At 41.5% G+C, this 11215-nt stretch carries 9 protein-coding genes; 3 read left to right on the top strand and 6 right to left on the bottom strand.

The features are described from left to right. Positions 1–86: 86 nt before the first annotated feature. Entirely contained in the window at positions 87–716 is a 630-nt protein-coding gene (locus EPB74_RS10275; protein WP_274904063.1) for a LemA family protein, read from the bottom strand. 938 nt (positions 717–1654) lie between these two features. On the opposite strand from EPB74_RS10275, the gene EPB74_RS10280 reads away from it, so the two are divergent. Further along, entirely contained in the window at positions 1655–3202 is a 1548-nt protein-coding gene (locus tag EPB74_RS10280; RefSeq protein ID WP_079690947.1) for an alanine/glycine:cation symporter family protein, read from the top strand. A 379-nt stretch (positions 3203–3581) separates the two neighbouring features. Here EPB74_RS10280 and EPB74_RS10285 read toward each other — a convergent pair whose 3' ends face one another. From EPB74_RS10285 to EPB74_RS10295, 3 genes are all read right to left on the bottom strand, one after another. Continuing rightward, the gene (locus EPB74_RS10285; protein WP_089555068.1) at positions 3582–4190 is read right to left on the bottom strand and encodes a fasciclin domain-containing protein; all 609 of its coding nucleotides are present in this window, start codon (positions 4188–4190) and stop codon (positions 3582–3584) included. A 176-nt stretch (positions 4191–4366) separates the two neighbouring features. Further along, positions 4367–4609 (bottom strand): fasciclin domain-containing protein, encoded by a 243-nt coding sequence (locus tag EPB74_RS10290; protein ID WP_342462772.1) that lies wholly within the window; start codon positions 4607–4609, stop codon positions 4367–4369. 6 nt (positions 4610–4615) lie between these two features. Further along, entirely contained in the window at positions 4616–5170 is a 555-nt protein-coding gene (locus EPB74_RS10295) for a fasciclin domain-containing protein (RefSeq protein WP_089555069.1), read from the bottom strand. Positions 5171–5775: 605 nt separating this feature from the next. Here EPB74_RS10295 and metH point away from each other — a divergent pair. Continuing rightward, positions 5776–9591 carry a methionine synthase gene (metH, locus tag EPB74_RS10300; protein ID WP_274904090.1) on the top strand — a complete coding sequence of 1272 codons (3816 nt, stop codon included), beginning with the start codon at positions 5776–5778 and terminating at the stop codon, positions 9589–9591. 377 nt (positions 9592–9968) lie between these two features. Beyond that, the gene (locus tag EPB74_RS10305; protein WP_274904064.1) at positions 9969–10787 is read left to right on the top strand and encodes a hypothetical protein; all 819 of its coding nucleotides are present in this window, start codon (positions 9969–9971) and stop codon (positions 10785–10787) included. Positions 10788–10849: 62 nt separating this feature from the next. Here the strand turns inward: EPB74_RS10305 and EPB74_RS10310 are convergent, their stop codons facing one another. After that, positions 10850–10996 (bottom strand): DUF2256 domain-containing protein, encoded by a 147-nt coding sequence (locus EPB74_RS10310; protein ID WP_274904065.1) that lies wholly within the window; start codon positions 10994–10996, stop codon positions 10850–10852. Positions 10997–11041: 45 nt separating this feature from the next. Further along, positions 11042–11212 carry a DUF2256 domain-containing protein gene (locus EPB74_RS10315; RefSeq protein WP_010196547.1) on the bottom strand — a complete coding sequence of 57 codons (171 nt, stop codon included), beginning with the start codon at positions 11210–11212 and terminating at the stop codon, positions 11042–11044. Between the last annotated feature and the right edge of the window lie 3 nt (positions 11213–11215).

An 11215-nucleotide genomic window follows, 5' to 3' on the forward strand; every position in this document is an offset into this window, starting at 1 on the left:
ATAAAAACTCAGTTTAATAAACCAAGTATTTAATAGATAAAGAGAGAATAAGCGCTCACCTTTAGCCATTATCCATTCATCTGGTTTTACTGAGCTTTCTCTGCATCATCACCGAAGTCAACACTTGGTGCGGTCGATATTTCCGCTTCATTAGCCACGCTAAAGTTTGGCTTGGCATTCATGCCAAATACTTTGGCAGTAATATTGGTTGGGAATTGACGCACCGTCGTATTGTAACCTTGTACTTCTTGGATATAGCGGTTACGAGCGACGGTAATACGATTTTCAGTCCCTTCGAGCTGCGCTTGTAAGTCTTGGAACAACGCATCCGATTTTAGCTCAGGATAGCGCTCAGAGACTGCCATTAGGCGTGATAGCGCGCCAGTCATCTGTTCTTGCGCGGCGGCATAACGCTCCATCGCTTCAGGGTCGTTGAGTACCTCTGGCGTCACGGTAATACTACCAGCACGTGAGCGCGCTTCGGCCACTTGGGTAAAGACTTCTTGTTCTTGCTCAGCATACTGCTGCACGACTTTTACCAAGTTTGGCACCAAGTCTGCACGACGTTGGTATTGGTTGACCACTTCTGACCACGAAGCGGTCACTTGCTCATCTTGGGCTTGAAGATTGTTATAACCACAACCGGTCAAACCAACGGTAGAAGTCGCTAATACAGCCGATAGCAACATAGGTTTTACAATAGATTTACGCGTCATTGTGGCGTCTCCTAATAATGATAAAAATCAAATAATGAATAACAAATTTTTAGTGTGCTTTTTTACTACTTTTTTGGATGCTATCTTAAATAGTACGAAACTATAATAGTACGAGACTATATAAGCTACTATTTCATATTCATAGCCTACGATATATTGTGCTAATAATGGCGCTATAACGCTTTTTTTACAATTCATCGTTACCAAAACACAACCGCAAGCAACGACTTGTAGCATAAGCTTGCGCTCTGTTTTGACTAAGTAACTTGATAAGCTTGCTCATCACCTACTATTAATAAAACATTCAATATGGATACAAACAATGCCTACACCATAGCCTACGGCATTCTATCTCTCAATAACGCTTATCGAAATGACTATATAAATACTTGTAAGAAAAAAATTGTAGTAATTGACGAAAAAATATGGCAAATTGCAGTTACGTAGCTGTACGGTTTGCACACATTTGGTAGTGGACTTATTTATTCGTTAGTACTAGCGAATGATTTATTTATCATTTAAAAGAATGAATAGACAGACAAATCATCGCTTTATGATTCTATTACGCAATTGTGCTCAGCCGATACCGCTCATAGTAAATCGAATACCGTCATGATGATGGATATTTAATATTATAACCGCCTGTTTTATCCATTGGTCTATTAACAACAGTGTTTAGGCTTATAACAGAACGACAAAACACCAAGTTATATTGACAGTAAACGAGCGAGCATAGCCAAGCTTAGTACTAAGCCAAGCGGATAAATACAGACAACTACAGTCCATTCTTGGTGACTATGCACATATGAAGCTTAAAAGATAATTTTAAGTATATGCAAAAAGTTTGAGTGGCTAGCGTTAATAAGGATATTAAATCGTTAGCTCACTCTTTGCATCCTCATATATAGTCATTTTGAGACAGTTGAAGGAATAGATATATGGAAGGTTTAGTCGATTTAGTAAACGGAATTATTTGGAGCCCAGCATTAATTTACTTATGCTTGGGCGCAGGTTTATTTTACTCCATCATGACGCGCTTCGTACAAGTTCGTCTATTTGGTGAAATGATTAAATTACTATTCACTGGTAAGTCCAGTGCTGATGGTATTTCATCATTTCAGGCACTTGCCGTCTCGCTTGCTGGTCGTGTGGGTATGGGTAACATCGCCGGGGTAGCTGCTGCTATCGGCTTCGGTGGCCCAGGAGCCGTATTTTGGATGTGGGTTGTGGCGTTTTTAGGCGCATCTACCGCCTATGTTGAATCAACACTTGCACAGATTTATAAAGAAAAAGACGTTGTTACTGGCGAATACCGTGGTGGTCCTGCTTATTACTTCGAGCGAGCACTCGGTCAGAAATGGTATGGCATCCTATTCGCTGTTGCCTCTATCTTAGCCTGTGGTATATTCTTGCCAGGCGTTCAGGCAAACGGTGTTATCAGTGCCTTTGCTCAGGTGATGGGTGAAGGTACGATCATGAATGTCGGCGGCTTAGAAGTCGGCTCTATGCGTTTAGTGGCGCTAGGTATCATTCTCGTTATTCTAGGTATTATCATCTTCGGTGGTATTAAACGTATTGCAACCTTTACTGAGTACGCCGTTCCTTTTATGGCGCTTGGTTATATTGCGTTAGCACTCATCATCATGTTCAGCAACTTCAGTTTGATCCCAGATGTATTTGGTTTGATCATTGGTGATGCATTTACTGCACAAGCTGGTTTTGGTGCGGCAATTGGTTGGGGTGTAAAACGTGGTATTTACTCTAATGAAGCGGGTCAAGGTACTGGCCCTCATGCTGCTGCTGCTGCTGAAGTTGAGCATCCATCACAGCAAGGTTTGGTACAAGCGTTCTCAGTCTATGTAGATACATTACTAGTTTGTTCTGCTACGGCATTTATGATTTTATCTACTGGTATGTATAACATTCAAGGTACGTTACCAGATGGACAGTTCATTCTCCAAAATGTAGCTGCTACTACTGAAATTAACTCACCCGCCTTTACGCAAATGGCGATGGAATCGGTATACGGTACCTTTGGTAATGTCTTTATCGCAATCGCTGTATTCTTCTTTGCCTTTACGACTATCTTGGCCTACTACTATATCGCTGAAGTGAACATTGCATATCTAACCCGCTTTATCAGCCGCGGTGCTCATAAGAAAGGTGTTTTCTTAGTTAAAATCTTAATTATGGTTATGGTTTCATACGGCGGTCTTAACTCAGCAGGTTATATCTGGGACATCGGTGATATTGGTGTTGGCCTTATGGCTTGGCTTAACATTGTTGGTATCTTGGTCATCTTCTTTGTGGCTCGCCCAACGCTCACTATGCTTAAAGACTATGAAGCACAGCGTAAAGCTGGCGTGACACGCTATAGTTTTGATCCCGCTAAATTCGGTATCAAAAACGCGCCGTATTGGGAAGAGCGTCATCGCAAACAGATGGCAGCAATGAACAATGATCCTTTACATAAAGATCCCAAGTAAAAATCTCTAAAGTAAATAATACTTACTAAGTTAGTAAAACCATTAAAAAAAAGCCCGTGACTATGCTCACGGGCTTTTCTGTTTGCATACCACTACCTATTATTCTAATCAAGGCACAGTAGAATCGATACGTTAAGACTGACATTTTTATAATGAGAGTCACTTTTTATAGGTATAAACTTTCTAGCTTGCCATTAATAAGCTTGGCTCAATGCTACAAAAAATCCATCCCAGCAATATCCTACTTTTTTAAATGGTTTGAACCATGGCTCTTTATAGCTTATTAATAGACAAAAAGAAGCCCAGCTCGATAGCTAGGCTTCTTAGATATTATTTATAATAAGGTGTTATTTTTAATAAAACCTTATTTAGGTAATAATTATTTAGGTAATAATACGGTATCGATTACATGGACAACACCATTAGTCGCCATCATATCTGTTGCAGTAATAGTAGCTTTATTGCCACTTGCATCGGTAATAACATTATCAGAACCGATAGTAATGGTTTGACCATTAACCGTTTCAATAGCAGTGTCATAAGGAATGTCAGCTGCTTTCACTACCATAGGAACAACGTGGTACGGTAGTACGCTTTTTAGCAAATCGGTATTAGCCAATAACTCTTCTTTAGTAACGTCCAATTTAGTCAATACAGCAGCAAATGCGTCATCAGTTGGAGCAAATACTGTATATGTGCCTGCGTCCATCATCATACCGTCAAGACCAGCAGCTTTTAATGCAGCAGTTAGTATTGATAAATCCGGGTTTGCAGCAGCCATTTCAGCAATACTTTGGGTCGCTGCTGCTTCAGGCATAGGTGCTGCATCAGCTTCTGCGACTGCTTCAGGAGCAACTTCTGGCTCAACGACTACATCAGTGGTCGCTTCTGGCTCTACTGGCTCGACAACAGCTTCTTTATCGTTACAAGCTGCTAATGAAATTGCTGCTGTCACGACTGCGATAGATAGTAAGTTTTTCTTTAACATAGATATTTCCTTATAGATGAAGAATGAGTTAAGTGATTTCCTTAACGAATCGTTTTTTTAACCAATGAAAATAGCAGTTGGCGATTTATTTATTAAAATCATTAATCAGCCAGTCTTAACTTTGAATCCGCTATGTCAATAACTACGATTTTAACGGATTAATTTTTAATTGATGCTTATTTAGGTAGCAACACTGTATCGATCACGTGTACGACACCATTATTAGCTTGTATATTAGCCATCACAATATTAGAGGTACGGCCCTTATTATCAGTAATCTGTTTTTTATCATCAACGGTGATACTACTGCCTTCAAGCATTTTTTGACTGTGTGCCAGGGTTTCAGAAGCAAAGACTCGGTCATCCTTGATAACATGATAAGTGAGTACTTCTATACTTTTTAATTTAAAATTTTCAATTAAAACTTATTTAGGTAATAGCACTCTATCAATCACATGTACCACACCGTTAGTAGCAGCGATATCCGTTTTTAGGATAGTGGCAGTGCGACCACTTTCATCCATTAGTTTGCCCTGATTCGTTACCATGAGCGTATCTTTGCTAAGCATAATGACATTACCCGGCATAACATCTTTCGCATATACTGGCGCGGCACCATTAATCACATGGTAACTTAAGATTTTAGTTAACAGTGGCTTGTTAGCAAACAGTTGAGCTTTGCTCATACCTGTTTCGTTCAATACTTGCATAAAAGCCGCATTGGTTGGAGCAAGTACTGTAAAGTTAGCATTGGGATTAGACAACGCACCAGCTAAGTCTGCCGCCACTACCGCTTCAACGAGTAGCGAGAAATCAGGATTACTTTGTGCAATTTGTACCACGTTCATTTTTGCCATAGACTGACTGTGCATAGGCGCTTTCATTGCTGCGCTTTTTTGCGGCATCATGTTATTACAGGCGCTAAGTCCCGCTAATGATACTGCTAATGCACCGATGGTGGCAATTTTAGTAATTTTCATAATATTGTCCTTAATGATTGAGTGTGTCCTACTTTTTATTACTGTCTTATTTACCAATTAGCTTGTTCTTTTATCAGGCTAGCTGTTTAAACATCAGCTAATACTTAGTAGCTGATAGTCATTAGCATTTGCTTATTAGTTAATGGCTATTACCATAGACTTATTAAGTAAATCTTATAAACAACCAATCCTTCTAAACTTAAATTAACATATAAAATAACTTTATCAATTTGCATTTACGCTGTTTTTTGTAATATACGTGTAATTTTTGTCTATTTTTTAGGCAAATGTCTAATTTCATTTTGAAAGTAAAGACCTTTTGTGGCTATTAAAGATAATGATAGGCATTTGCGCTAATAGTATTTTCAAGTACGTCCTAAATAGATAGTATGACGAGTTATTTATAATGACTAAGCCTATATAAATAGTAGATAGCTGCTGAACGCTCCTTTTGCTAAAGATGAATAAGGACATACCTGCGAATGCGCCATTTTTCATGCTAGAATAATATGGATTTGCAACTTTTTTCTTTTCATGTTTTTACCCCGTTTCTTTATCTCCTCTTTTATAATATTGATAATATAAGCAGTGTTCCTATGACCTCGATGACCTCTCCTCAAACCAGTATCACCGTATCTTCTGACACGCCAGCTGTCGACAATGGCAACCCAAATGCCAATCCTAACGATTTCATATTGACACCGCCTGAGGTGTTCCCTTATAAAGCACAGCAGTTGACAGCACGCGCACGTATCACGGAACAGATGGCGTTACGAATTTTGATGCTTGATGGTGCGATGGGAACGCATATTCAGAATTATAAGCTTGAGGAAGCAGACTATCGCGGCGAGCGTTTTGCTGATATTAAGCAAGACGTGCGTGGCAATAATGATCTACTGGTACTCTCACAGCCGCATATGATTAAAGAGATTCACCTTGCTCACCTTGAGGCGGGCGCTGATATTATCGAAACCAACAGCTTCAACGGTACGCGCCTATCGATGGCCGACTATGATATGCAATATCTGGTACCCGAGCTGAATAAAACCGCTGCCAAGATTGCTCGTGAAGCCGCTGATGAGTTCACTGCTAAGACACCTAATAAGCCACGTTTCGTCGCTGGAGTTATTGGTCCGACATCGCGTACTTGTTCGCTATCACCTGATGTTAATGATCCTGCCTTTCGTAATATTACTTTTGATGAGTTGGTGCTCAACTACCGTGAAGCAACGCTAGCACTGATGGAAGGTGGCGTCGATCTCATTTTGATTGAGACCATTTTCGATACGCTAAATGCCAAAGCCGCCATCTTTGCGGTGACGGGTGTGTTTGATGATATTGGCTTTGAATTGCCCATTATGATTTCGGGTACGATTACCGATGCCTCGGGTCGTACCTTATCAGGGCAAACGGCTGAAGCTTTTTATAACTCAATTCGCCATGCCAAGCCATTATCCGTTGGCTTTAACTGTGCGCTTGGTGCTGATGCGCTACGTCCACATATTCAAACACTGTCGAATATCGCCAACACTTGTGTATCAGCACATCCAAATGCGGGCTTGCCCAATGAGTTTGGCGAATACGATGAAAGTGCTAAGGAAACTACGGCACTGCTTGAAGGCTTTGCCAAAGCAGGCATCCTAAATATCGTCGGCGGCTGTTGTGGTACAACGCCTGAACATATTCGCCAAATCGCTAACATGGTGGCAAATTATCCACCGCGCGTCATTCCTGAGATTGCACCTGCTTGCCGTTTATCTGGACTTGAGCCATTTACTATTACGCCTGATAGCTTGTTCGTCAACGTTGGTGAGCGTACCAACGTTACCGGTTCAAAGAAATTCTTGCGTTTGATTAAAACCGAAGCTTATACCGAAGCGCTCGATGTCGCCCGTGACCAAGTCGAAGGCGGCGCACAAATCGTCGATATCAACATGGACGAAGGCATGCTTGACTCCAAACAAGCGATGATTCATTTCGTCAACTTAGTATCGGGCGAGCCGGACATTAGCCGCGTACCCTTGATGATTGACTCCTCAAAATGGGACATTATCGAAGAAGGTTTGAAGCGCATCCAAGGTAAGTCTATCGTCAACTCTATCTCTTTAAAAGAAGGTCACGCTGAGTTCGTCGAGCGCGCAAAGTTATGCATGCGCTATGGTGCTGCTATTATTGTCATGGCATTTGATGAAGATGGACAAGCCGATACCTTTGAGCGCAAAACTCAGATTTGTAAGCGCAGCTATGACGTATTGGTTAATGAAGTAGGTTTCCCGTCTGAAGATATTATCTTTGACCCCAATATCTTTGCCGTGGCCACCGGTATTACCGAGCACAACAACTACGGTGCCGACTTTATCAACGCGACCAAATGGATTACGGAAAACTTGCCGAATGCTATGGTATCGGGCGGCGTATCGAACGTCTCGTTTAGTTTCCGTGGTAACCCTATCCGTGAAGCCATCAACTCCGTATTCCTTTATCATGCGATTCAAAATGGCTTAACCATGGGTATCGTCAACCCTGCCATGCTTGAGTTATATGACGATATTCCTAAAGAAGCACGCGATGCCATCGAAGATGTGATGCTCAACCGCAATCAAGGCGAGACTGGTCAAGATGCCACCGAACGGCTAATGACCATCGCTGAGAGCTATCAAGATGGTGGTAAGAAAAAAGACAGCACCGTCGACATGACTTGGCGCGAAGGCACAGTAGAAGAGCGCATTGCCCATGCGTTAGTAAAAGGTATCACTACCTTTATTGAAGCCGATACCAAAGAAGCATGGGAGAAATATCCTAGACCACTAGAGGTCATCGAAGGGCCATTAATGGACGGTATGAATATCGTCGGTGATTTATTTGGTGCCGGTAAAATGTTTTTACCGCAAGTAGTCAAATCCGCTCGCGTCATGAAGCAATCGGTCGCGTGGCTCAACCCGTACATCGAAGCGGAAAAAGTCGAAGGCGAAAAGAAAGGTAAAATCCTCATGGCAACAGTCAAAGGCGACGTCCATGATATCGGCAAAAACATCGTCGGCGTGGTACTTGGCTGTAATGGCTATGACATCGTCGATTTGGGCGTCATGGTATCTTGTGAAAAAATCCTCGATACCGCTATCGCTGAGGAAGTCGATATCATCGGCTTATCAGGTCTGATTACCCCAAGTCTCGATGAGATGGTCTATGTCGCCAAACAAATGCAAGAACGCGGTATAACATTACCGTTGATGATTGGCGGTGCAACAACCTCTAAAGCACACACGGCGGTCAAAGTTGAGCCGCAATACCAAAACAATGGCGTTATTTATGTGGCAGATGCTTCGCGCTCTGTCGGCGTAGTGACGAAATTGCTATCAAAAGAACATCGCCAAGGGTTGATCGATGAAACCCGCGCAGAATACATAAAAGTGCGTGAGCGCCTAGCGAAACGTCAACCAAAAGCGGCGAAAATATCCTATGCGGAATCAATCGACATTGGCTATAAAGATGACTGGGACAACTATGTACCGCCTGTGCCTAATAAATTAGGACAAGTTATCCTTGATGATTACCCGATTAATAATCTACTACCTTATATCGACTGGACGCCGTTCTTTATATCGTGGGGTCTGGCAGGTAAATATCCAAAAATCTTGCAAGATGATGTGGTTGGTGAAGCAGCTCGTGATCTGTTTGGTAACGCAGAAGAGATGCTACAAAAAATGATTGATGAAAAGTTAATCATTGCGAAGGGCGTGTTTAAGCTGATGCCAGCACGTCGTACTGGTGACGATACTGTCACCGTTTATGACAATGACCCACAGCAAGGTGGCAGCCCAACCTATCAGTTTGAGCACTTACGTCAACAAAGTGATAAAGCCAGTGGCAAGCCAAACTTTAGCTTAGCAGACTTTATCTCACCATCGGAAACTCATACTGATTATCTTGGCGGCTTTACCGTCTCCATCGTTGGTACAGAAGCGCTCGCTGAAAAATATAAAGCCGCTGGTGATGACTATAATGCCATTATGGCGCAGGCTTTGTCTGATCGCTTAGCTGAAGCCTTTGCTGAGCATCTGCATGAGCTGATTCGTAAAGAGTATTGGGGTTATCAGGCTGAGGAAAGCCTCACCAATGATGAGATGATTAAAGAAAAATACGTCGGTATCCGTCCAGCACCTGGCTACCCTGCCTGCCCTGAGCATACCGAAAAAGGTAAGCTGTTCGAATGGATTGGTACAGGCGACGCTATCGGCACTATCTTGACCGAAAGCTATGCGATGTGGCCTGCGTCTTCGGTTAGCGGCTTCTACTACTCGCATCCTAATAGTGAATACTTTAACGTCGGTAAAATCAGCACCGATCAGTTAGAGAGCTATGCTGAGCGTAAAGGTTGGGATATGAAGACTGCTGAGAAGTGGTTAAATCCGAATTTGTAGTATTATAGGTGATAGAGTTATTTAGCATGTAGACATGCCTCACTTGTTCAAAAAGCCAATTATCAATCACTGATAATTGGCTTTTTATTGCCGCTCTTACCTGTTCACTTTCTTTATTTTACGCTTAGCTCTTTTTCTAGTGTCTACACCATGTAACAGACCGCAAACCACTTGGATAGTTGTTGAAAATAACATGCTATTTGGTATACGTAAATTACCTTAAATTATTTGGTAAATTTAAATATTTATATATGTACATATACAAATATGCAGATTACAATAAATTTATGAGACCTTCATCGGTCGTTTCAAGGAAGGAGGCATAAGTAATATCTTAAGTTCGCATAGTTTAAATTTTATAATCAAGGAGAGATGAAATGAAATTTTTTAAAATAACTTTGTTGACTATAGCAACAGCTGCTTTGCTACTACAAGGATGTGGCAGTGACGACTCCGATGACTCAGCTAGCTCCGAAACCCCTACTCAGCCAGATTTTAATAGGGCAATTGTAGGCGTTTGGGACAGTGATGATTCTGAAGATAATCTAACAACGGTCGCCTTCTTCGATGATGGTACTTATGTTGTAGCACAAGTTGATGACGATGAATCAGTAACCAATCCTGAAAATGGTATGGAGTGGGGTAAGTATAGCGTTGATAAAACTACTGGCCTACTGACCAACAATGTGCTTTTTGACGGCAATAATAGCAGTGGTTTGTCCGATAGGGTGACTACTTATGCCGAAGTCGTCAACAATAAATTAATACTTCGTATCGATGAAAATAATGATGGCACAATAGGTAGTAATGAATCTTTTACTTTTTCTAGGATTAAGTCTGAGGGGTTATCAGGCTATTGGAAAAATACAACTACTGATGACAGTTTATTGGCATTAGTTTTCACCGATGAAGCAACTAATGGTGAAGATGATGGCAGTTACATTCAGTTAGGAATCGATAGTGCACCTATGATGTCTAATCCATTAAACGGTATGGAATGGGGTAACTACAGCATAGACCCTACCACAAAAATTTTATCCACTAGCCAAATCTATGATGATAATGGTGAAGCAGGATTGTCAGATGATGTTAAGCGGTATCTAAAAGTATCTGGTGACACCCTCACGCTTGAATTTGATGAGAATGACAATGGCACAATAGATAGCGGCGAGTCTTTAAATTTTCAGCGTCAATAGTCGTTAATATTTAAAAAAAGAATCAGCTCATCCATAGATCGGCTGATTCTTTTATTTTTAGGCTAATCATTTTTTACTTTTGTACGCCGACACTTCTCCGAACAATAGACCACCTGCTCCCAATCCTTTTCCCACTTCTTGCGCCAACTAAACGGACGCTGACAAACGGGGCAGATTTTTTGCGGTAAATTTACTTTTTTATGTGCCATTGTCTGATCCCTTGCTCCCGTATATCTCTAACGGCTTATTAACGCCTACTTATCTTCTTTTTGATGATCCAATCCTTCATACTTTTTCACGCGGCGACACTGGTCGGAGCAATAGACCATGCTCTCCCAGTTTTTATCTAGCTTTTTAGTCCAACTAAACTCACGCTCGCAGACGGGGCAGAGTTTTTTTCGAACGTTCTTTTTCTTATGCGCCATATT

This window comes from Psychrobacter sp. DAB_AL62B, assembly GCF_028895345.1.
In the GTDB taxonomy this organism is placed as follows: Bacteria; Pseudomonadota; Gammaproteobacteria; order Pseudomonadales; family Moraxellaceae; genus Psychrobacter.

Coding starts and splice junctions, on each gene's coding strand:
- EPB74_RS10275 (WP_274904063.1), bottom strand. CDS start 716: ATGACGCGTAAATCTATTGTAAAACCTATGTTGCTATCGGCTGTATTA.
- EPB74_RS10280 (WP_079690947.1), top strand. CDS start 1,655: ATGGAAGGTTTAGTCGATTTAGTAAACGGAATTATTTGGAGCCCAGCA.
- EPB74_RS10285 (WP_089555068.1), bottom strand. CDS start 4,190: ATGTTAAAGAAAAACTTACTATCTATCGCAGTCGTGACAGCAGCAATT.
- EPB74_RS10295 (WP_089555069.1), bottom strand. CDS start 5,170: ATGAAAATTACTAAAATTGCCACCATCGGTGCATTAGCAGTATCATTA.
- metH (WP_274904090.1), top strand. CDS start 5,776: ATGACCTCTCCTCAAACCAGTATCACCGTATCTTCTGACACGCCAGCT.
- EPB74_RS10305 (WP_274904064.1), top strand. CDS start 9,969: ATGAAATTTTTTAAAATAACTTTGTTGACTATAGCAACAGCTGCTTTG.
- EPB74_RS10310 (WP_274904065.1), bottom strand. CDS start 10,996: ATGGCACATAAAAAAGTAAATTTACCGCAAAAAATCTGCCCCGTTTGT.
- EPB74_RS10315 (WP_010196547.1), bottom strand. CDS start 11,212: ATGGCGCATAAGAAAAAGAACGTTCGAAAAAAACTCTGCCCCGTCTGC.